A 20209-nucleotide genomic window follows, 5' to 3' on the forward strand; every position below is an offset into this window, starting at 1 on the left:
GCGGGACGGCCTCATCCGTCATCGCCTCCCCGCAGCACGCCGAACTGGACGAGCGACAGCGCGAGCATGGCCACGAGCAGCACCATGGCGATCGCCGAGGCGTATCCCATGCGCTCGAAGCCGAAGCCGGTCGCCCACAGGTAGAGCGGCAGCACCTCGGTGGCGCCCGCCGGGCCGCCCTTGGTCAGCAGGAAGGCCGGCACGAACGACTGCATCGCCCCGATCACCGCGATGACCAGCACGAACAGCAGTGTGCGGCGTAACAGCGGGAGGGTGATGCGGGCGAAGATCCGCACGGGCCCGGCGCCGTCGATGGCGGCCGCCTCGAACACGCCGGACGGCAGCCCCTGCAACCCGGCGGTCAGGATGATCACGAACAGGCCGAGGTGCTTCCACGTCGTCATGATCACCAGGGCCCAGAGAGCGAGCCGCTCGTCGGTCAGCCACGGCCGCGGCCCGATGCCCACCAGCCCGATCAGCGTGTTGGCCAGGCCCTCGTCCGCGAAGATCGCCGACCACACCATCGAGGTGGCCACGAGCGGCATCGCCGCCGGGATCATGACCAGCGCGCGCAGCACGCCGTTGACCCGGCCCGGCCGGCTCAGCGGGACCGCGATCGCCAGCGCGAGCACGATCGACGGGACCACGGAGGCGACCGTGTACAGCGCGGTCACCCGGGCCGAGTTCCAGAAGCCGGGGTCACCGAGCAGCCGGCGGTAGTTGTCCAGGCCGGTCCACGCGGGCACGCCGGCCAGCTCGTAGTCGGTGAAGCTGAGCCAGACCGCGCCGGCGAACGGCACGACCCAGAAGACCAGGAAGTACACCGCCGCGGGCAGCGCCAGCAGGCTCCCGGCGCGCGCCTCGGCCCACCGCTGCCCCCGGCCGGAGACCGTGGCGGCGGGCCCGGGCAGCCGGACGGTGAGGGTCACAGCGCGATCCGCATCGCCTGGTCGAAGTCCGCGGCGGCCCGCTCGGGCGGCTTCTTGCCGAAGGCGACCGCGTCGCCGGCGTCGGTCAGCGCCTTGGCCATCTCCTGCCAGACCGGCGTCCGCGGGCCGAAGTCGGCGTGCGGGGCGGCGGCCGCCATGATCTCCATGGCCTTGGGGTCGGCGCCCGGCAGCTTCTCCCAGCCCTTGACCGGGGTGAGCAGGCTCGCGTCCTTGAGCTGCCGGGCCGCGACGTCCTCACGCTGGAGGTAGTCGATGAAGTGCCAGGCGGTGTACGGCAGCTTCGACTGCTCGGCCACGGCCCAGCCCCAGGTGTAGGCGGGGGCGACGGGCTGCCCGCCGTCCCAGTGCGGCAGCGGCGCGATGTCGAAGGACTCGCCGAAGACGAGCTGCTTGTTCAGCGCCGGGAACAGGTCCATGGCGAACAGCCCGGAGACCACCATCGCCGCCTGGCCGGTGGCGAACAGCCCGAAGCCCGACAGCGGGTTCGACAGCTTCGCGTTGCCCACGCTGCCGTAGTAGCGCAGCGCCTCGACGCCGGCGTCCGAGGCGAGCGTGGCGGTGCCCGCGTCGGCGCTGAGTATCCCGCCGCCCTTGCCCTTCACCAGCGCGAGCAGCTGCATCAGCGTCCACTGCGGGTTGCCCAGGATCCACTGCAGGCCGACCTTCCTGCCGTCGGCCGAGGTGAGCCGCTTGCTGTACTCGGCGACCTCCTCCCAGGTGGCGGGCGGCTTGTCCGGGTCGAGCCCGGCCTCGGCGAACCTGTCCCTGCGGTAGTAGAGGCAGCAGATCGTGTAGTCGATGGGGACGCCGTAGAGCCGGCCCTGGTAGGAGAGGGAGGAGATGGCGTTCTGGTCGTACTGGGCGACCAGCGCCTTCTCGTCGGGCACGCCCATGGCCTTGGGGATGATCGGGGCCAGGCGGCCCTTGCGGGCGTGGCCGGCGATCGTCCAGCCGCCGATCTTGAACAGGTCGGGGGGCGCGTCGCCCGCGAAGGCGGTCAGCAGCTTGGCGTCGAGCTTGTCGACCGGCACGTAGAGGGGGGTGACGTCGACGCCGCCGAACTCCTGGACGTAGCTGTGCAGCAGCTTCGTGAACACCGCGTCGTACGCCTTGGTCTGGTGCAGCCAGACGGAGAGCTTGCCCCGCGGGACGCCGTCGGCCGGGACCGCCGCCTCGGGTTCGGAGCCGCCGCACGCGGCGAGGAGGCCGGAGGCCGTGGTCAGCGCGGCCGCGGCGAGCAGGCGGCGCCGGGTCAACAGGGTCATGCTCAACCTCCGGAAGGCAGCGCTTCGCCGCCGGGGCGGCGGCGCCGCACCGGGATCCGGCGAGGGGGGTTACTGGCCCATCAGGGCGTTGTTGGCGTCGTTGAGCTCCACGGAGAACACGGCGACGTCGCCGCGGGCGTGGCGGATGGTGTACTCGAGCGCGACCGCGCTCTCGGTGCTGGTGCTGCGGGAGGTGACCAGCAGGGCCGCGGCGATCGGCACGCGCAGCAGCTCGGCGAGCCGGTAGTCGGCGTTGACGGCGCCGATCGTCTCCCGGCCGCTGGCCGGGGTCAGGCCGTACTTCATGCGCAGCAGGTCGTACAGCGAGCCGGTCAGGTCCTCGTCGAGGATGTCCGGCACCAGGTCGGCGGGCAGATGGGCGCTCTCCACCATGCAGGGGGCGTCGTCGAGCAGCCGCAGCCGCTCGATGAAGACGACCTCCTGCGACTCGCTCAGGCCGAGCGCGACGCCGACGTCGGTGCCCGCCGGCTGGCGGTGCGCCCTGAGCACGCGCGTCGTGGGCCTGCGCCCGAGCCGCGCCATCGTCTCGGTGAAACCGGCCGGGCGCGCGCCCAGTTCGGGGGCCACGGCCATCGGGGCCGTGTAGGTGCCGCTGCCCTGCCGGGCCACGAGCAGCCCCTCCTGGACGAGGTCGCCGATCGCCCGGCGGGCCGTGGCCCTGCTCACGCCCGCGTAGACCATGAGGTCCTTCTCGGCCGGGATCAGGGTGTCGGGCTCGCAGTCGCGGATGACGGCCCGCAGCCGCTCACGCAGCTGGTAGTAGAGCGGCACGGCGGCTGACGGGTCGAGGGCCAGGCGGCGTTCCCAGTCGGTCATGTCGTCCATCCTTATTTGTACGGACGACCGTATCTTTTCCGTCCGGGCGGGTCGTGTCAACAGGTGGAGTGACCTCCGTTACGGCCGGACCTCGTAGACGAGGTTGAAGGGCGTCTCGGCGGCCCGCCGGAACCGGGTGAAGCCCGCCTCGCGGGTCAGCTCGCGCAGCCTGGCCTCACCCGCCTGCGCGCCCAGGGCGTACCCGCCCGGCTGGGACAGCGCGTTGGGCACGCAGAGGAACGTGGACCCGCTGTAGTAGATCCGGCCCACGGGGGTGAAGTTGTCCTCCACCGCGTCGGCGGCGTACGGCTCGACCAGCAGCCACGTGCCGTCCGGGGCCAGCGCCTCCCGCACCCGCCGGGCCGCGCCCAGGGGGTCGCCCATGTCGTGCAGGCAGTCGAACATCGTGACCAGGTCGTAGTCGGCGCCGGTGAAGGTGTGCGCGGTGGCCACCTCGAAGTCGACCCGGTCGTCCACCCCGGCCTCGGCGGCGCGCTGGCGGGCCAGCTCGACGGACTCGGCGTGGTAGTCGGAGCCGGCGACGGTGGTGCGCGGGTAGGACTGCGCCATCAGGATCGAGGACGAGCCGAGGCCGCAGCCGACGTCCGCGACCAGGGCCCCCGCCCTGAGCTTCTCCTCGGCGTCCGTCAGCGCCGGGATCCAGCTCGACACCAGGGCGGCCACGTACGCGGGCCGGTAGAACGCGTCGCACCCGACGAAGACGTCCTCGGCGTGCTCGTGCCAGCCGAAGCCGGCGCCGGTGCGGAACGCCTCGGTGATGTGCGGCTCGGCCCGCAGCATGCCCAGCGCGATCAGGAACGCGGCCGGCACGTTCGGGCCGGCCGGGTCGGCCAGGCAGAACGCCTGCTCCTCCGACAGCGAGAACCGGCCCGTGCCCGGGTCGTAGGAGACGTAGCCACCGGCGGCCTGGCCGCGCAGCCACTCGGTGAGGTAGCGCGGATGGCACCCGGTGCGCCCGGCGAACTCCTCGGGCGTCGCGGGACCCTCGGCGAGCGCGCGGTACAGGCCGAGCCGGTGGCCGATCACGACGCAGCCCGCCGCCTCGGTCGCCCCCAGGTCGCTCACGAACCTGCCCAGGAACTCCGTCACCCTGTCGTCGTCCATCTGCGGGCCTCCTCCCGCCCGAGGTGCTGACAGGGGTGAGTTTTCCCTGGTCACAGAGGTGTTAGTCGTGCCGGGGCCGCGGCCGGGCGCGCAGGCGGTCCATCTGGACGTGGCTGAGGTCGTGCGCCCGGCGCATGTGCCGGGTGATCACCTCCAGCTCCTCCTCGGTGTGCTCGTCGTAGAGCGCCTGCCAGGAGGCGCCCAGGTCGTCCCAGAGCGCGCTGACATGGGAGAGGCGCTCGGGAACCGGGGCGACCAGGACCCGGCGCCGGTCCTGCCGGTCGGGGGTGCGGGCCACGTAGCCGCCGCGTTCGAGCCGGTCGACCAGGCGGGTCGCCGAGCCCGTGGTCAGGCCGGTCAGCTCGGCGATCTGCTTCACGGTGAGCGGCTCGGGCGACGCCGTCAGCAGGCTCAGGCACTGCACGTCGGTCGGGTGCAGCCCGAGGTGGTCGGCGACGGCCTGGTTGAACAGCACGTACGCCGCCATGTAGCGGCGTGAGGCCATAGCCAGCTCCTCGTACAGCCGCTCCCGGCGTGTGCCCGTCATCGCGATCACCGTCCTCCAGATAGCTGCACGACGCAGCTATTTGTGTGTTAATCTTCTGCGTGACGCAACTAATGCGTCACGCAGAAATCTTACCCACCTGGAGACCTCCATGCTCACCGTCGCCGTCACCGGTGCCACCGGCGCCCAGGGCGGGGCCACCGCCCGCGCCCTCCTCGACAGCGGCCACCGGGTGCGCGCGCTCACCCGCGACCCCGGCTCGCCCGCCGCCGAGGCGCTCAAGGCCCTCGGCGCCGACGTCCGCCGCGCCGGCTTCGACGACCGCACCTCCCTCGACGCCGCGCTCGCCGGAGCCGACGCGCTGTTCGCGGTCACCACCCCGTTCGGCACCGACATCGCCACCGAGGTCCGGCAGGGCAAGGCCCTCGTCGACGCCGCCGCGGCCGCCCGCCTCGGGCACGTCGTGCTCACCTCCGCCGCCCACGCCGACCGCGACACCGGTGTCCCGCACTACGAGAGCAAGCGGCTCGTCGAGCAGCACCTGCGCGCCTCCGGCGTGCCGTGGACGGTGATCGCGCCGGCCGCGTTCATGGACAACTACGCGAGCGGCTGGACCCTCGACGGGCTGCGCGAGGGCACGTTCGCCTGGCCGATGCCCGCCGACCGGCCGCTCACGCTCATCTCCGCCGCCGACATCGGCGCGTTCGCCGCGCTGGTCCTCCGGCGCCGCGAGGAGTTCACCGGCCGCCGCGTCGACATCGCCTCCGACGAGCGCACCCCCGCTCAGATGGCCGAGATCCTCACCGCCGCCATCGGCGCCCCGATCGCCCACCGGGAGGTGCCTCTCGCGTACGTCAGGCAGCGGTCGGACGACCTGGCAGCCATGTTCGCGTACTTCACCGAGGTGGGCCTCGACGTGGACGTCGCCGGGCTGCGCCGCGACCACCCGGAGGTCGGCTGGCACGGCTTCGCCGACTGGGCCGCCGCGCAGGACTGGCCCGCCCTCCTGTCGTCCGCGCCCGCCGCCTCCCACCACTGAACGGAGCACTCTCCATGAAGCCGATCGGCTACTGGCTCAACCGCGCCGACCAGGCCCTGACCCGCCACATGAACGGCATGCTCGCGGAGTTCGGCCTGACCCGGCTCGCCTGGCAGGTCCTGAACGTCGTCCAGGACGGCTCGCGCGTCACCGAGATCGCGGACGCCGTCCGAGGCGGGTCGTGGGTCGCCGGGCGTCCGGGCGCCGCCGTCCGGGACGCCCCGGATGTCGCCGACGCCGAGGTCGTGTCGGTACTCGCCGCCAACGCCGACGCCGCCGCGCTGGCCGCCGCGATCGACGCCGTGCTGGCCGACGGATGGGCGGCCCGCCCCGCGCCGGGCCGGCTCGCCCTCACCCCCGAGGGCGCCCGGCGCCTGGAGCGGGTGGCCGAGCGGGTCGGCGCGTTCCGCGAGCTGTCCATGTCGGGCATCTCGCTCGACGAGTACCGGACGGCCGTCAGCGTGCTTGAACGCATGACGGCCAACCTCGAACCGGCCCCCGACCCTCGCCTCGCGCCGTGAGGCCGTACCGGCGCGGCGTGAGGTCCTCGGCGGGGCCGCGTTCCTAGGGCGTCGCCCCGGCCCTGTCGCGTCCGGACCCGTCGCGTCCGGCCCCGTCACGCCCGGTCCTGTCGCGTCCGAAATGGTGCGCCGCCAGGTGGTCGGCCCAGCGCAGGAGCGAGGTGGTGACGTCGGGCATGGCCAGGCCGTGCCGGGCGGCCAGGGCGTTCGCCGGCCCGGTCGGGTAGCGGTCGCTCGACAGGAACGTCAGCGTCTCCGGGTCCGTCTTCGTGATCCGGCGGGGCAGCCGCCTGAGGAGCGGCACGGGCACGCGCGCCCACGGCACCTTGACCCCGTAGTGCCGCGCGACCAGGGTGAGCAGGTCGGGCAGCGCGGGCGTGTCGTCGTCGAGCACCCAGTACGAGCCGCGCTCGGCGCTCTCGTCCACCGGCAGCAGCGTCATGAACCGGGCCAGGAAGTCCACCGTGACGACCGGCACGAACGTGCGCGCACCGCCCGGCAGCGCCGGCATGGCGCCCCGCCAGATCTCCTCCACGCTCGACGCGAGCCCGAGCAACTGGTCCGACTCGCCGGTGACGCTGTCGCCGATCACGCTGGACGGGTTCACGACCGACCACGGGACGCCCGCCTCGTCCGCGACCGCCTGCAGGACGGCGTCCGCCTCCACCTTCGACGCCTCGTACGCGCCGAGGGCCCGATAGACGCTCCTTCGCCGCTCGTCGCTCCAGGGGACCAGCGCGGGATCCTGCCCGCCCACCCGGTAACCGGAGACGTGGACCAGGCGGCGCAGCCGCGGCAGCCGCGCCGCGAAGGCGACGACCGCGCGGACGCCGTCGACGTTGGCGCGCCGGGCCTCCTCGGCCGTCATCCCGAACCGGTAGGCGCCGGCGCAGTTGTAGACCTCGGTGACGTCGTCCCACGCCGTGACGTCGTCCCGGGTGAGCGTCGGCACGCCGAAGTCGACGCGCAGATCGGCCGGAGCCGGGTGGTGACCGTGCCCGGCCAGCCAGGCGGCGAGCCGCCGGTACGACTCGCCGCTCCGGGTGGCCGTGGCCACCCGCACGCCGGCCCGGCCGAGGGCGAGGACCAGGTGGCGGCCGATGAACCCGGTCGCCCCGAACACCAGGGCGCGCCGCTCCTCCGGCCTGACGCCGGGGCTCTCTCTGTCGCCGCGCCGGTCCGGCCTCACGACGCCGCCCTCACTGCCGTCGCGCCGGTCCGATCTCACGACGCCGCTCTCACCGGCGCCGCCTCGGGGCGGCCTCACGACGCCGCCTTCGGGGTCGTCGCGTCGGGCCCGTCCAGCAGCAGGGTGACGGCGTGGGCGGCGCAGCGCAACGGCTCCACCGACCGCTGGGCGCGCGAGACGATCATCGCGCCCTCCACCGTGCTGACCACGGCCGTCGCCAGGACGCGGGCCTCGGGCAGGGGGCGGCCGTGGGCGGCGAGGTGGTCGGCCACGGGCGTGATCCAGGAGTCGAAGGCGTTCGCGCAGGCGTCGCGCAGCCGCTCGCTCTGCGCGCCCATCTCCAGCGTGACCACCGAGACCGGGCAGCCGAGCTGGTAGTCGCTGTCCTCGACCATCCGGGCCAGCACGTCGATCACCCGCCACACCACGGCGCCGGCGCCCTCCGCCCCGGTCGCCGGGCCGTCCGGGGCCGCCGCCGACTCGGCCAGCAGGTCGCGGAACCTGCCGGCCGCGAGCTCCACGGCCCTCTCCCCGAGGGCCTCCTTGCCCTCGGGGAAGTGGAAGTACAGCGAGCCCTTGGGGGCGCCCGCGTGCTCCACCACGGTGTTGAGACCCGTGCCGGCGTACCCCCTGGCCTGGATCAGCTCCAGCATCGCCTCCACCAGCCGCGCGCTGGTCCTGGCGCCCTTCGTTTCCGTCATGCGCCAATAATAGACCAGTCTATATATTCTGTGCGACCGACAGGGAGACGTCCCACGCCTCCTGACGTACCTCCAGGTGAGGGCAGGCGCGCAGGCCGAGGAGGACCTCCCGCCACGGGGTCGCCCAGCCGGTGCGCCCGCCGAAGGCCCGGGTCAGTTCGAGGGCGAACAGAGCTCCGGACAGGTCGCCGCGGTCCGCCAGGCGCCGCGCCGCGGGCAGCGCCGTCGCGGGCGGCATGGGGCGTCCCCGGCCGTATTCGTACAGCAGCGCCGACGTGACCCGACCCGCCGTCCGCGCGGCGAGGAGCGGCCGGTCCCGGAGGAGATCGGCCAGGGCGCACAGGGCGTCGCCGAGCGCCGCGGCCCGCCCGTCCTCGTGCGCGGCGACCTCCTCGTGCGTGGAGACCTCCGCGTACGCGGCGACCTCCGCGTACGGCGAGTCCTCCTCGTCGGCGAAGCCCTCGTAGTCGTCCTCGGAGGAGTCCGCGCCCGCGGAGTCGGCGGCCAGCAGGGCCACGGCGAGCCGGGCCGCCTCGCCGAGCAGGGGCGGATGGGCGGCGAGCAGGTCCATCGCGTCCTGGGCCAGCCGCCGCTGCCACGGCTCGGCCTCTTCCTGCGTCGCGGCCAGACGCCGGACGATGACGCCCACGCGTTCCCTGGCCGGCGTCTCCACCACCTCGCCGGGCACGGCGGCGGCCAGCCGTTCCAGCACGCCGAGCGTCCTGGAACGGATCGTCCCGGCGTCCAGCAGCGCCAGGAACACCTCCACGACCCGCTCGTCCGCCCCCGGATCGGCGACCGTGTCGGCGATCTCATCCAGGTCGCCCTCGTACCAGCGGGCCCACAAGCCGAACGCCTTCCTCCCGCGGAAGCCCACCCCGGGCGCGTCGGCGGCCAGCAGCAGGCGCCGGACCAGGTCCGCGTAGCGGGGACGCGCGGCCGGGGCGTACTCCATCGGATGGGCCTGGAAGAGCGTGCGCAGCATCGCCTCGCCGGAGTGCCGCAGGGACGGGGGGACGCCCCGGCAGCAGCGCGCCAGGGCCGCCACGGCGACCCGGGAGGCGTGGCCGCCGGCGTGCGCGGCGATCACCGGCAGCGCCCGGACGGGGGCGTCCGTGTCGGCCATGGTGGTGACGGCGGCCTCGGCCAGCGGCGTCTCCTCGCGTTGCGCCCACCGTTCGAGGAGGTCGAGGTCGCCGCGGGCGCGGCCGGTGGCCCGCACCGCCGCCGCCCGGGCGGCCATGGGCAGCCGCTCGTCGTGGACGACGGCGACGAGCCGTGCCCGCACCCGGCCGAGCTGGTGCGGGGTCCAGCGGCCGGCGTCGCCGCCGCCTGTCGGAGGCACCCAGGCGGGGTCCGCGAACCGGCCGTCCCGGTCGCCGTCCAGCAGCGCGACCAGCAGGTCGGTACGCCGTCCCGCCACGGTGCGCCAGACGGCGGGCAACGTCACCACGGACGGGTCCTCGCGGAGGAGCCGGACGACCCGCTCCACGCGCTCCTCTGCCGGGTCCACCGCGGTGAGGGGAACGGTCGGCGACTCCGGTTCCGCTCGGGAGGGTGGAGGACCCTGGGTCTCGCCTTGGCGTGCCGGTCGTTGCGTGGTGAGGGGGATGGCCCGCGGCCCCGGTACCTCTCGGGAGAGCGGAGGGTCCTGGGGTTGGGGGTCGCGTTCACCTCTGGAGGACGGGGGGACCTGGGCCTGGGGGTCGCGTTCACCTCCGGAGGGCGGGAGGACCTGGTCAGGTGGCGGGGCCGGAGTGGCGGGGCGGCGGCGGGCGCGCGGGCGGGTCAGCCACAGGTCGGCCGCCTCGCGGGCGAGCGGTTCCGGTGCCGCGCCGATCGCCGCCCGCAGGTCCTCCTGGAGCTCGCCCAGCGCCCACGCGCGGCGGCCGAGGGCCCGGGCGAGGGCCACGGCCGGCGCGAAGTCCGCGCGCTCGCGCGCCGCCCGGAGGTGCGGGCGCAGGACGGTGAGAAGATCGTGCTCCTGGCCCGTGCGCAGCACCCTGTCCAGACGAAACGAATCCGGGGGAACGTCGGAATCCTCCCAGGGGCGGCGCGGGACGCGCTCCGGCGCGGGCAGGGCGGCGGCGCCGTGCCGGGCCACCAGCTTCCCGTACGCGCCCAGCGCCCACGCGGTCAACGCGGGCGCGACCGCCGGGTCGTGGTGCCGCAGGACCCGGCCGGCCAGACACCGGAGCGCCTCCCCGGTGGCGGGGGAGGAGTCCGACGCTCCGGCCACGTCGGCGGCGAGGCGTTCCAGCGTCGCGGCGCAGGAGTCGTCGAACAGCGCCGGTGAGACCTCCAGCAGGGCGGTCAGCAGGTCCCGGCGGAGCGGATCCTGCTCGTTGGCGACGCGCGGGACCAGCTCGGTCAGGAGCGTCCGGAACACCGCCCGGTCCCGGGTGCGGGCCGCGCACCGGATCAGCAGCGACCTCGCCAGGCCCCGCCGTCGCGGGTCGCCGCCCACGGCCGCCTCCCGGAGCGGCCCGGCCGCCTCCTCGTACGGCAGGTACGAGGTGATGGTCAGAGGGATGTCCGGATTGTCCAGCCGGCGCCGGGCCGAATGCCAGACCGACCCGTACCAGGCCAGCATGCGCCGGGCCTCGGCCGCGGCCATGTCGGCGCGCAGCCACCTGAGCAGCCGCAGCCCCCACAGACCGGTCGATCCGCCCCGCCGCGCGGCGACCGCCTGGAAGACCGCGCCCCGGCGGGCGGGCGGCAGCGACCGCAACACCGGCCCGATCCGGTCCTCGGCCGAGGCGAGGCGCAGCACCTCGGCGTCGGGAGCCGACCGGAGGTGGCGGAGCAGCGCCTTCGGCGGTTCCTGCCAGCGAATGAGCGAGGCGTCGACGAGCAACGCCCGGGCCCGGCCGGCGTCCGCCCTGAACAGGGCGTTGAGCGCCGGAGCGGGCAGCTCGCCGGCGGCGCGCCGCAGGTCGTACCGTTCCAGCAGGGCCAGCATGCGTTCGGGCTCGGCGGGCGCCGCGAGCTCCACGCCCGTTCCGCGGCGCCGCCACCAGGTCAGCGCGTGGACGCCCCTGGACAGCTCGTCCTCGGCCACCGCCATGACGGCGCCCGGGTGCCGCTTGGCCAGCGCCCGCCAGGACGTCACCGCGTGCGCGACCTCGGGCAGCCCGCGCGCGACCGTGGCGGGGCCGCAGGCGGGCAGCAGCGCGGCGGCCTCACGGTCCCCCCACCGGGCGCGGACCTCCGGCAGCAGCGCCTCGGCCAGCGCGCGCCGGCAGGAGTGCGCCAGCGTGCGGTACAGCGCGAGCCGCAGCCGGGTGGGCGCGTCCCGGAGCGCGGCGGCCACCGCCGCGTCCGGCACGGGGAGGGTGCGCGCCGCGCGCAGGGCCGCGCGCCGCAGCTCCAGGTCGGGTCCGGCGAGGACCCGTTCGATGTGTCCGAGGTCGCGGGCCGCCATGGCCAGGTGCAGCGCCGTGCGCCTGGCGTACCGGTCCTGCCCGGACAGCTCGTCCAGCAGGACACGCAACCGCGGGGTGCCCGCCAGACGGCGGGCGTGGAGGGCCAGCGCCCGCATGCGCAGCGGGTACGGGAGGGGTTCGAGCAGCGCCGCCAGGGCGTCGGCGCGGATGTCGAAGGGGACGTCGATGTCGTGGGCCGGCTGCTCAGCCGGCTCCAGAGGCCTCAACGGCCTGGGCGGGGACCGCCCTTTCCACTCGTCATGCCGACGATGGTGGCCGATCATCCCCTTGCCGCGCAACCCCGTCCTCGCGCCGGGCAGTACGGTTGATCATGTGGGCCGCGAGAACGAGGAGTGTGGCCGACGACATGACGAATCCCCCCGAGGAGCCGAAGCGGAGACCCGCCTGACCTTCACCGGGTACCACGGGCCCTTCCAGCCCGCGGCGTCCTTCGTCGCCGAGGACGAGGGCCGCGCCGCGGGCGCCTCCCTGGTGACGGTGTGGCAGGAGGTGCCGCTCCTGGCGTTCGTCTTCACCGCCCCCTCGCACGCGGGGCGCGGGCTGGGGCGGCGGCTGGTCGAGGCGAGCATGCGCGCGCTCGGCGAGCGGGGCCACGGCCTGCTGTCGCTCGCGGTCACGGAGGACGACGTCCGGGCCCGCCGCCTCTACGAATCCCTCGGTTTCGCCCCGCACCAGGACGGCTGAGCCCGCCCGGTCACGACGGCGTGGCGGCGAAGACGCAGGACAGGGCGCGGGTCAGGACGGCGGCGAAGGAGTCGGTGTTGCCGGGCGCGAGCCAGTGGCGTCCGGCCACGCGGATCGCGCCGGCGACCGAGGCCGCCGTGACGGCCGGGAACAGGTCGCGCGCGGGGTCGGTGCCGGTGCGCGCCGCGATGGCCTCCGCCAGCGGGCCTTCGGCCATGGTGAACGCCTTCAGCGCCTCGCCCTCCAGCTCGGGCGTCGACATGATCATGCGCAGGCCGGCCCGGTCGGGTTCGGGGTCGGTGTAGAGCTCGACCATCGCGGCGACGACGGCCCGTTCGAGCGGCTCGTCGTCGGGTCGCGCCCGCAGCGCCTGCCCGGCGCGCCCGGCCTGGTCGGCCTGGAGGGCGCAGATCGCCTCCTCCCTGCTGGAGAAGTAGTTGTTGTACGTGCGGGGGGAGACGCCCGCAGCCGAGGCGATGTCGTGGACGCGGACCAGGGCCAGCCCGCTGGGGCCCTGCTCGATGGCCAGGCGCAGCGCGGCGTTGCTGATCGCGTCCCGGGTGGCCCGCTTGTTGCGCGCCCGCAGATCCATGGCGTCGTCGGTCATGGGCACACTCTATCCGATGTTGCGTGGCACGCACTTGATGCGCGGCACGCAAGTATGTGGGTAGAGTGCGGGAGACGCCTGGCACTCACCTGTCGAGAGTGCCAACCGCACACGTGTGCCGGGAGGGCGAGGACCGTCGTGCCCGGCGGGCCGTCCGTCGCGGGCGCCGTCCCGGCATGCCCCCATCATGAGCAGGAGCAGCGATGACCCCGAAGATGATCGCGTTCGACGAGGAGGCCCGGCGCGGCCTGGAGCGCGGCATGAACCGGCTCGCCGACGCCGTCAAGGTGACCCTCGGCCCCAAGGGCCGCAACGTCGTGCTGGAGAAGAAGTGGGGCGCCCCCACGATCACCAACGACGGTGTCTCCATCGCCAAGGAGATCGAGCTCGAGGACCCGTGGGAGAAGATCGGCGCCGAGCTGGTCAAGGAGGTCGCCAAGAAGACGGACGACGTCGCGGGCGACGGCACCACCACGGCCACCGTGCTCGCCCAGGCGCTGGTGCGCGAGGGGCTGCGCAACGTGGCGGCCGGCGCCAACCCGATGGCCCTGAAGAAGGGCATCGAGATCGCCGTCGAGCGCGTCGGCGAGGAGCTGTCCCGTCTGGCCAGGGACGTGGAGACCAAGGAGCAGATCGCCTCCACCGCCTCCATCTCCGCCGCCGACCCCGAGATCGGCTCGCTCATCGCCGAGGCGATGGACAAGGTCGGCAAGGAGGGCGTCATCACCGTCGAGGAGAGCAACGCCTTCGGCCTCGAACTGGAGCTCACGGAGGGCATGCGTTTCGACAAGGGCTACCTCGCCCCGCACTTCGTGACCGACTCCGACCGGCTGGAAGCGGTCCTGGACGATCCCTACGTCCTCGTCGTCAGCGGCAAGATCGCCGCGAACCGGGACCTGGTGCCGCTGCTCGACCAGGTGGTCCAGGCGGGCGGGTCGCTGCTCGTCATCGCCGAGGACGTCGAGGCGGAGGCCCTGGCCACGCTGATCGTCAACAAGCTGAAGGGGGTCCTGCGGTCGGTGGCGGTCAAGGCGCCGGGCTTCGGTGACCGCCGCAAGGCCATGCTCGGCGACATCGCCATCCTCACCGGTGGCCAGGTCATCGCCGAGGAGCTGGGCCTGAAGCTGGAGAGCACCACGCTCGACCGGCTCGGCCGCGCCCGCAAGGTCGTGGTGACCAAGGACGAGACCACCGTCGTCGACGGCGCCGGCGACCCCGGCGCCATCGCGGGCCGCGTCAACGAGATCCGCGCCGAGATCGAGCGCACCGACTCCGAGTACGACCGCGAGAAGCTCCAGGAGCGCCTGGCCAAGCTGGCCGGCGGCGTGGCCGTCATCAAGGCCGGCGCCGCGACCGAGGTCGAGCTCAAGGAGCGCAAGCACCGCATCGAGGACGCCGTCCGCAACGCGAAGGCGGCCGTCGAGGAGGGCGTCGTCCCCGGCGGTGGCGTGGCGCTGCTGCAGGCGGGCGCCAAGGCGTTCGACGAGCTGGAGCTCGACGGCGACGAGGCCACCGGTGCCGCGATCGTCCGCAAGGCTCTGGAGGAGCCGCTCAAGCAGATCGCCGTCAACGCCGGGCTCGAGGGCGGCGTGGTCGCCGAGCGCGTGCGCGGCCTGGAGCCCGGCCGGGGGCTCGACGCGGTGACCGGCGCGTACGTGGACCTGTTCGAGGCGGGGATCATCGACCCGGCCAAGGTGACGCGCTCGGCGCTGCGCAACGCCGCCTCCATCGCGGCGCTCTTCCTCACCACCGAGGCCGTCATCGCCGAGAAGCCGGAGAAGACCCCGGCCGCCCCCGCCCTGCCCGGCGGCGGCGACATGGACTTCTGAGCGCGGGCGGTCGGAGTGCCGGGGCGGGCCGGGCCCGCGCCGGCACGCGGCGTATGTGCCAGTCCATAGATTTTTCCAGTTGCTGGAACTTTCCAGTGAGCGTATATTCGCGGTCATGGAGGAGTCGCGGCGCGATCGGAAGAAGCGGCTGACCCGGCAGCGCATCGCCATGGCGGCCGTCGCGCTGTTCGTGGAGCAGGGGTACGAGGAGACCACGGTGGCGCAGATCGCCGCCGCCGCCGACGTCGACCCCAAGACGTTCTTCAACTATTTCGGCAGCAAGGACGAGGTGCTGTTCGCCGACCTGGACCACGTCCACGAGCTGCTGCTCGGAGCCCTCGTCCGGCGCCACCCGGACGAGGGCCCGGGCGAGGTGCTCGTGCGGATGGTCCAGGACTACGCCGCCCGGCGCCGGCCCGAGGTCGCCCCGAAGCGGCCCGAGGAGCTGTCGGCGTGGTCCAGGCTCGTCCTGACCAGCCCGGCCCTGCAGGCGAAGGGGCTGTACGTGCTGCTCGACCTCCAGCGGCGGATCGCCGCCGCGCTGCTGGAGGCGTTCCCCGGCGAGCTCGACCCGATCACGGCGGCGGCCATGACGGGGGCGCTGATCGGCGCCATCCAGCAGACGACGCTGGAGAGCGTCCGGCTCGGCCGCACGCAGGACGAGATGTGGGAGGCGTCCCGGCGCGCCGTCGAGGTCGCCGCGCGCGGCCTGCTCTCGGTGCGGCCGTCCGCCGAAGGCCCCTGACCCGAAGCCCCCTGACCCGCGTCTCCTGACCCGAGTTCCGTGACGTGAGTTCCCCTGACGCGACGTCTCTGACGCGACCTCACTGACGCGACTTCACTGACGCGAGTTCCCCGACGAGGACGCGACCCAGCCCCGGCGGCGCCCGAGCGGTGCCGGCGTGCCGCGCCCGCGATCCCGGAGAAAGGACCCGATTCATGATGAGCGAAAGCGTCCGGCGGATCGCCCGCGACGCCCGGCAGGCCGTCCGGCAGGGCTCCGAGGCGATCGAGCGGCGGCGGCGCGCGCGGCTGGCCGAGATGGTGGCCCACGCCCGCGCCTCCTCGCCGTACTACCGCGAGCTGTACCAGGGCCTGCCGGAACGGGTCGACGACCCGGCGCTGCTCCCGGTCACCGACAAGAAGGCGCTGATGGCCCGTTTCGACGACTGGGTCACCGACCGCGAGGTCACGCTGGAGCGGGTGCGGGAGTTCGTGGCCGACCCCGCGCGGGCGGGGGAGGCGTTCCTGGGGCGGTACATGGTGGCCACCACCTCCGGCACCAGCGGCGTGCGCGGCCTGTTCGTGCAGGACGAGCGGTGCCTGGCCGTGCACACCGCCCTCGGGTCGCGCGCCGGCGGCGGTCTCGGCGTCCGCGACGTGCTCCGCCTCGCCGCCCGCGGGGGCCGCACCGCGATCGTCACCGCGCCCGGCGGCCACTTCTCCACCGTCGTCTCGGCGGCGTGGTTCCGCAGGGAGAGGCCCCTGATGGGGCGGGTCCTCCGGGTCTTCTCGATCAACCAGCCGCTTCCCGGCCTGGTCGCCGAGCTCAACCGCTACAACCCCGCCAGCGTCGCCGGTTTCCTCGGCATGCTCACGCTGCTGGCCCAGGAGCAGGAGGCCGGACGCCTGCGCATCCGCCCCGCGATGGTCATCCCCGGCGGCGAGACGGCGACGCCGGAGGCCCTGGAGCGGCTGGCCAGCGCCTTCCGGGCCAAGGTCCGGGCCGCGTACGCCGCCACGGAGTGCGGATACCTCAGCTCCGGCTGCGCGTACGGCTGGTACCACGTCAACAGCGACTGGGCGGTGGTCGAGCCGGTCGACGCCGACCACCGGCCGGTCCCCGCCGGGCAGCCGTCGCACACGGTCCTGATCAGCAACCTCGCCAACCGGGTCCAGCCGATCCTGCGCTACGACCTCGGCGACAGCGTCGTGCTCCGCCCCGACCCGTGCCCGTGCGGCAGCCCGCTGCCCGCCATCCGCGTGCGGGGCCGCGCCGCCGACCTGCTCAGCTTCCCCGCCCGCGACGGCGAGCAGGTGAGCCTCTCGCCCATGCTGTTCGGCACCCTGCTGGACCGGTCGCCCGGCGTGGAGGGGTTCCAGCTCGTCCAGACCGCGCCCACCACCCTGCGCGTACGCCTGCGGGTCGGCGACGGCGCGGACGCCGACGCCGTGTGGGGGACGGTGCGCGGCGAGCTCGCCCACCTGCTGGCCGAGCACGAGGCCGGCAACGTCACGCTGGAGCGGGCCGAGGAGCCGCCGCAGCAGTCGCCGGGCGGCAAGCTCCGCAGGATCATCCCCCTGACCAGGCCCTGACGGCGGCGCGTCATGGAGGACCGAGCACCGGCGGGCTGATGAGGGCGCGGGCGGCGTCGGCGAAGTAGCGCTCGGAGGCGCGCTCCTCGCCCGCGTCCCCCTCGGAGGCACCTCCCTCGGAGGCGTGCGGCCCGGACACGTCCGGCTCGGGGGAGTCGGGCTCGGGCGCGTCGGGTCCGGACGCGCCGGGTTCGGGGGCGACGGGTTCGGGGGCGACGGGTTCGGGGGCGACGGGTTCTGGGGCCGCGCCGATCAGGCCCAGGACCACCCCCTGGCTGAGGCCGACGAGCAGGCCCCGCAGGGCCGTGGCCAGGCGTCGCGCCTGACGCGGGGTGAGCGCGGCCCCGTCGTGGACGCGGCCGGTGAACAGCGCGGTCAGCCGCTCCTCGTGGGCCCGTACGGAGGCGGCGAACCTGGGCCCCAGCCCGGGGTCACGCAGCGCCATGTCCTGCACGCTGATCTCGAACGACAGGTGCCGCCGCGCGTCGGGGTCGTCGCACAGACGGCGGTAGTGGCGGGCGAAGGCGCCGACCGCGTCCGCCAGGCCGAGCTCCGGCGGGACTGCCTGCTCCAGGTCCTCGTAGTGGGGGCCCAGGTAGTCGGCGAGCAGCGCGATCAGCAGTCCGTTCTTGCTGCCGAACAGCGAGTAGACGGCGCCGGTCGTCAGGCCCGCCAGCTCGGCGATCTCCTCCAGCCTGGCCCGGTGGCCGTCCCTGGCGACGATCCGGCGCGCGGAGTCCAGCAGCGCCCGCCGGTTGCGCTCCTTGGCCTCCGCCCTCGACACTCTCATAATCCTATTATTACCGTAATCTCGTTATTAATCCGGCCATAGGAGCACCACCATGGACGTCGCCGCCGCCATCGCCGCCGAACGCCGGGAACTGGCGGACCTGCTGGAAGATCTCCCGCCCGCGCTGTGGGAGGCGCCCAGCCTGTGCGCCGGCTGGCGGGTGCGGGAGGTCGCTGCGCACATGTCGCTGGGCTTCCGCCTCTCACTTCCCCGGATGGCCCTCGAACTCGTCAAGGCGCGCGGTGGCATGAACCGGATGACCGACCGGCGGGCCCGCCGGGACGCCGCCGCCATGTCCGCGGCCGAGCTGGTCGCCGCGATCCGCGACAACGCGCACCACCCCTGGCGGCCGCCGGTCGGCGGGCTCCCGGCCGCGCTCGGCCACGACGTGGTCCACGGGCTCGACATCACCGTCGGCGCCGGGATCGATCGCCGGGTCCCCGAGGAGCGCGTACGCCTGCTGCTGGAGCAGGTCACCCCGCGCGGCGCGCGGTTCTTCGGCGCCGACCTGAGCGGCGTGCAGCTGCGCGCCGACGACCTCGACTGGACCTTCGGCGCCGGCGCGCCCGTGACCGGCGCCGCCCAGGACCTCCTGCTCGTCGCCTACGGCCGCAGACTCCCGCCGGGACGCCTGCGCGGCGAGGCGAGCGACCGCTACGCCACCGCGTGAGTGACCACTACGCCACCGCGTGAGCGACCGCCACGCCGCCGCGTGAGTGACCGCCACGCCGCCGCGTGAGTGACCGCTGCGCCACCGCATTAGCGACCGCCCTCACCAGCGCGCGGACCGCGCCGCAGCCGGCCCGCGCGGGTCCGTGCTTCGCGCCGGCCGCGCGAACTGCTCCGGCCGTGCGGAGTGCTCCGGCCGCGCGGAGTGCTCCGGCCGTGCGGAGTGCTCCGGCCGTGCGGCCGGCGTGGGTCACACGAGGCGGCGGATCTCGCCGTACGCCCGGTAGAAGCCGCCGCGCCCGGACCGGCGCACGCCGTCCACGACGTACCGGGCGCCCGCCTCCCGGATCTCCCGGGGGAACTGGACGTTCCAGTCCTCGTACCCGGGAGTGGCCACCCGCACCCGCAGCCGGTCGCCCTCCCGCACGCACTCCACCAGCACGCCGCCGCTCGCCTCGGTGGTGGTCTCGACGACGACCGACGGCTCGACCGGGGCGAGCGTGGCCGCGGCCTTGACGTCCACCGGCCGCGGAACCGTGCCCTCGCGGGCCGCCGCGATGGCCGCCGGGCTCGCGTCGATGCAGGCCAGCGTGCCGTCGGTGGTGACGATGTAGAGGCGGTCGTCGAGGAACTGCATGGACAGGGCGGAACCGCAGCCGGTGCCGAGCTTCCACAGCCGCTCGCCGGAGGCGTCGAAGCAGTACACCGAGGAGTGGTTGTCGCCGGCGAAGACGTGCCGGCCGTCGGGGGAGGTGGCGCAGGAGTAGACGTAGCCGTCGCACCGGTACACGGCCTCGGTGCGGCCGTCGCCCTTGGCCAGCCGGTAGACGGCCCTTCCGGCGGTGCCCGCGTACACCGAGTGCCGCTCCTGCCAGCCGAACAGCACGTCGTCGGCCTCCTTGTTCTCCCACACCAGGGAGCCGTCGGAGGCGTCGTAGCGGGCGACGCCGTTGGAGTGGCCGTGGTAGACGGCGTCGTGGTCGCACCGGACCATCCAGGCGGCGCCGCCGCGGCCGGTGCGCGCCCACTGGAACTCGTCCTCGTAGTCGATCGTGGTGATGCGCCCGTCGCGGTCGGAGACGCCGAGGATGCCGTCGCGGATGTCCAGCCAGTAGATGTCCACGTCGGCGGCGATCTCGTACGCCGAGCGCGGCACCTTGCCGCTGAGGTCGTAGACGCGGCCGTCGTCACACCCGGCGTAGATCCAGAAGTCGTCGGCGACGATGCACTTGACGCCGTCGGGCAGGCGGAAGCGGTTGGTGACGGCGCCGGAGTGGGCGACGGTGTAGACGTCGCCGCGCTGGTTGCCGACCCAGCAGCGCTCGGCGTCCACGAAGACGCCGAACGCGGCGGCGCCGCTGGCGAAGCGCCACAGCACCGGCGCCTGCCGGGCGGTGGAGCGGCTGCTGGTGACCGACCGGCGGGTGATCGCCCGGCGCTGCCGCACCCCGCGCACGGCCGGCGCGTACCCCTTGCGGGTCTTCTCGCCGATCTTCTTGTCGGCCGCCGCCCGCGCCTTGGCCTCCGTCGGGAAGGCGGTGACCTTGGTCTGGCCGGCCTCGCCGATGCGTCCGTACGTGATCGTCACCTGGGTGCCGGAGACCGTCACCTCGTAGAACTTGTGCGATCCGCCGTCGTCCTCCGACAGCTCCAGGTACGTCATGTCCGCTCTCTCCGCCCTCGGGGTGATCAACTGCCCGGGAGACTAGAGGACCACGGCGACAAATCATGATCTG

General features: G+C 74.2%; 18 protein-coding genes. 7 read left to right on the forward strand and 11 right to left on the reverse strand.

Annotation, left to right across the window (positions count from 1 at the left end):
* Positions 1-11 precede the first annotated feature (11 nt).
* From HD595_RS37425 to HD595_RS37445, 5 genes are all read right to left on the reverse strand, one after another.
* Positions 12-929 carry a carbohydrate ABC transporter permease gene (locus HD595_RS37425; RefSeq protein WP_253777590.1) on the reverse strand — a complete coding sequence of 306 codons (918 nt, stop codon included), beginning with the start codon at positions 927-929 and terminating at the stop codon, positions 12-14.
* Entirely contained in the window at positions 926-2215 is a 1290-nt protein-coding gene (locus HD595_RS37430; RefSeq protein WP_253777591.1) for an extracellular solute-binding protein, read from the reverse strand. Before HD595_RS37430 ends, HD595_RS37425 begins: the two co-directional genes overlap by 4 nt.
* Before the next feature lie 69 nt (positions 2216-2284).
* Entirely contained in the window at positions 2285-3052 is a 768-nt protein-coding gene (locus HD595_RS37435; RefSeq protein WP_253777592.1) for a GntR family transcriptional regulator, read from the reverse strand.
* A gap of 78 nt (positions 3053-3130) precedes the next feature.
* On the reverse strand, positions 3131-4177 hold the full coding sequence (locus HD595_RS37440) for a class I SAM-dependent methyltransferase (RefSeq protein WP_253777593.1): 1047 nt from the start codon (positions 4175-4177) through the stop codon (positions 3131-3133).
* Positions 4178-4238: 61 nt separating this feature from the next.
* Positions 4239-4724, reverse strand: coding sequence for a MarR family winged helix-turn-helix transcriptional regulator (locus tag HD595_RS37445; protein ID WP_253777594.1), 486 nt, complete (start codon positions 4722-4724; stop codon positions 4239-4241).
* Between the two features lie 109 nt (positions 4725-4833).
* Between HD595_RS37445 and HD595_RS37450 the strand changes: the two genes are divergently transcribed.
* Both HD595_RS37450 and HD595_RS37455 read left to right on the forward strand, forming a co-directional pair.
* The gene (locus HD595_RS37450) at positions 4834-5721 is read left to right on the forward strand and encodes an NmrA/HSCARG family protein (protein WP_253777595.1); all 888 of its coding nucleotides are present in this window, start codon (positions 4834-4836) and stop codon (positions 5719-5721) included.
* A gap of 14 nt (positions 5722-5735) precedes the next feature.
* Positions 5736-6242, forward strand: coding sequence for a hypothetical protein (locus HD595_RS37455; protein ID WP_253777596.1), 507 nt, complete (start codon positions 5736-5738; stop codon positions 6240-6242).
* Between the two features lie 43 nt (positions 6243-6285).
* Here HD595_RS37455 and HD595_RS37460 read toward each other — a convergent pair whose 3' ends face one another.
* From HD595_RS37460 to HD595_RS37470, 3 genes are read right to left on the reverse strand one after another with little or no spacing between them, the layout of a single operon-like run.
* Positions 6286-7509 (reverse strand): SDR family oxidoreductase, encoded by a 1224-nt coding sequence (locus HD595_RS37460; RefSeq protein ID WP_253777597.1) that lies wholly within the window; start codon positions 7507-7509, stop codon positions 6286-6288.
* Positions 7506-8132, reverse strand: coding sequence for a TetR/AcrR family transcriptional regulator (locus HD595_RS37465; protein ID WP_253777598.1), 627 nt, complete (start codon positions 8130-8132; stop codon positions 7506-7508). Before HD595_RS37465 ends, HD595_RS37460 begins: the two co-directional genes overlap by 4 nt.
* Positions 8133-8151: 19 nt before the next feature.
* Entirely contained in the window at positions 8152-11784 is a 3633-nt protein-coding gene (locus HD595_RS37470; RefSeq protein ID WP_253777600.1) for a hypothetical protein, read from the reverse strand.
* Positions 11785-11890: 106 nt separating this feature from the next.
* On the opposite strand from HD595_RS37470, the gene HD595_RS37475 reads away from it, so the two are divergent.
* The gene (locus HD595_RS37475; RefSeq protein ID WP_253777602.1) at positions 11891-12262 is read left to right on the forward strand and encodes a GNAT family N-acetyltransferase; all 372 of its coding nucleotides are present in this window, start codon (positions 11891-11893) and stop codon (positions 12260-12262) included.
* 10 nt (positions 12263-12272) lie between these two features.
* On the opposite strand, the gene HD595_RS37480 is transcribed toward HD595_RS37475, so the two are convergent.
* Entirely contained in the window at positions 12273-12869 is a 597-nt protein-coding gene (locus HD595_RS37480) for a TetR/AcrR family transcriptional regulator (RefSeq protein ID WP_253777604.1), read from the reverse strand.
* A gap of 203 nt (positions 12870-13072) precedes the next feature.
* Here HD595_RS37480 and groL point away from each other — a divergent pair, with 203 nt between their 5' ends.
* The 3 genes from groL to HD595_RS37495 all read left to right on the forward strand — a co-directional run bounded on the left by groL (position 13073) and on the right by HD595_RS37495 (position 17014).
* A complete protein-coding gene (gene groL / locus HD595_RS37485) occupies positions 13073-14698 on the forward strand; it encodes a chaperonin GroEL (RefSeq protein WP_253777606.1) in 1626 nt (541 codons plus the stop codon).
* Between the two features lie 115 nt (positions 14699-14813).
* Positions 14814-15443, forward strand: a complete 630-nt coding sequence (locus HD595_RS37490) for a TetR/AcrR family transcriptional regulator (protein ID WP_253777608.1) — start codon at positions 14814-14816, stop codon at positions 15441-15443.
* 194 nt (positions 15444-15637) lie between these two features.
* On the forward strand, positions 15638-17014 hold the full coding sequence (locus HD595_RS37495; RefSeq protein ID WP_253777610.1) for a hypothetical protein: 1377 nt from the start codon (positions 15638-15640) through the stop codon (positions 17012-17014).
* Positions 17015-17024: 10 nt separating this feature from the next.
* Here the strand turns inward: HD595_RS37495 and HD595_RS37500 are convergent, their stop codons facing one another.
* Positions 17025-17798: a TetR/AcrR family transcriptional regulator gene (locus HD595_RS37500; protein ID WP_253777612.1), complete on the reverse strand. Its 774-nt coding sequence runs from the start codon at positions 17796-17798 to the stop codon at positions 17025-17027.
* A 58-nt stretch (positions 17799-17856) separates the two neighbouring features.
* On the opposite strand from HD595_RS37500, the gene HD595_RS37505 reads away from it, so the two are divergent.
* Entirely contained in the window at positions 17857-18474 is a 618-nt protein-coding gene (locus tag HD595_RS37505) for a maleylpyruvate isomerase family mycothiol-dependent enzyme (protein ID WP_253777614.1), read from the forward strand.
* A gap of 249 nt (positions 18475-18723) precedes the next feature.
* Here the strand turns inward: HD595_RS37505 and HD595_RS37510 are convergent, their stop codons facing one another.
* Positions 18724-20136 (reverse strand): WGR domain-containing protein, encoded by a 1413-nt coding sequence (locus tag HD595_RS37510; protein ID WP_253777616.1) that lies wholly within the window; start codon positions 20134-20136, stop codon positions 18724-18726.
* Positions 20137-20209: the final 73 nt, after the last annotated feature.

It is taken from the genome of Nonomuraea roseoviolacea subsp. carminata (assembly GCF_024172185.1).
GTDB classification, from domain to species: Bacteria; Actinomycetota; Actinomycetes; order Streptosporangiales; family Streptosporangiaceae; genus Nonomuraea; species Nonomuraea roseoviolacea.

What these genes read in the sequence shown, in the direction of transcription:
- HD595_RS37430 (WP_253777591.1), bottom strand. Translation starts at nt 2,215, where the DNA reads ATGACCCTGTTGACCCGGCGCCGCCTGCTCGCCGCGGCCGCGCTGACC.
- HD595_RS37435 (WP_253777592.1), bottom strand. Translation starts at nt 3,052, where the DNA reads ATGACCGACTGGGAACGCCGCCTGGCCCTCGACCCGTCAGCCGCCGTG.
- HD595_RS37440 (WP_253777593.1), bottom strand. Translation starts at nt 4,177, where the DNA reads ATGGACGACGACAGGGTGACGGAGTTCCTGGGCAGGTTCGTGAGCGAC.
- HD595_RS37445 (WP_253777594.1), bottom strand. Translation starts at nt 4,724, where the DNA reads ATGACGGGCACACGCCGGGAGCGGCTGTACGAGGAGCTGGCTATGGCC.
- HD595_RS37450 (WP_253777595.1), top strand. Translation starts at nt 4,834, where the DNA reads ATGCTCACCGTCGCCGTCACCGGTGCCACCGGCGCCCAGGGCGGGGCC.
- HD595_RS37455 (WP_253777596.1), top strand. Translation starts at nt 5,736, where the DNA reads ATGAAGCCGATCGGCTACTGGCTCAACCGCGCCGACCAGGCCCTGACC.
- HD595_RS37465 (WP_253777598.1), bottom strand. Translation starts at nt 8,132, where the DNA reads ATGACGGAAACGAAGGGCGCCAGGACCAGCGCGCGGCTGGTGGAGGCG.
- HD595_RS37480 (WP_253777604.1), bottom strand. Translation starts at nt 12,869, where the DNA reads ATGACCGACGACGCCATGGATCTGCGGGCGCGCAACAAGCGGGCCACC.
- groL (WP_253777606.1), top strand. Translation starts at nt 13,073, where the DNA reads ATGACCCCGAAGATGATCGCGTTCGACGAGGAGGCCCGGCGCGGCCTG.
- HD595_RS37490 (WP_253777608.1), top strand. Translation starts at nt 14,814, where the DNA reads ATGGAGGAGTCGCGGCGCGATCGGAAGAAGCGGCTGACCCGGCAGCGC.
- HD595_RS37495 (WP_253777610.1), top strand. Translation starts at nt 15,638, where the DNA reads ATGATGAGCGAAAGCGTCCGGCGGATCGCCCGCGACGCCCGGCAGGCC.
- HD595_RS37505 (WP_253777614.1), top strand. Translation starts at nt 17,857, where the DNA reads ATGGACGTCGCCGCCGCCATCGCCGCCGAACGCCGGGAACTGGCGGAC.
- HD595_RS37510 (WP_253777616.1), bottom strand. Translation starts at nt 20,136, where the DNA reads ATGACGTACCTGGAGCTGTCGGAGGACGACGGCGGATCGCACAAGTTC.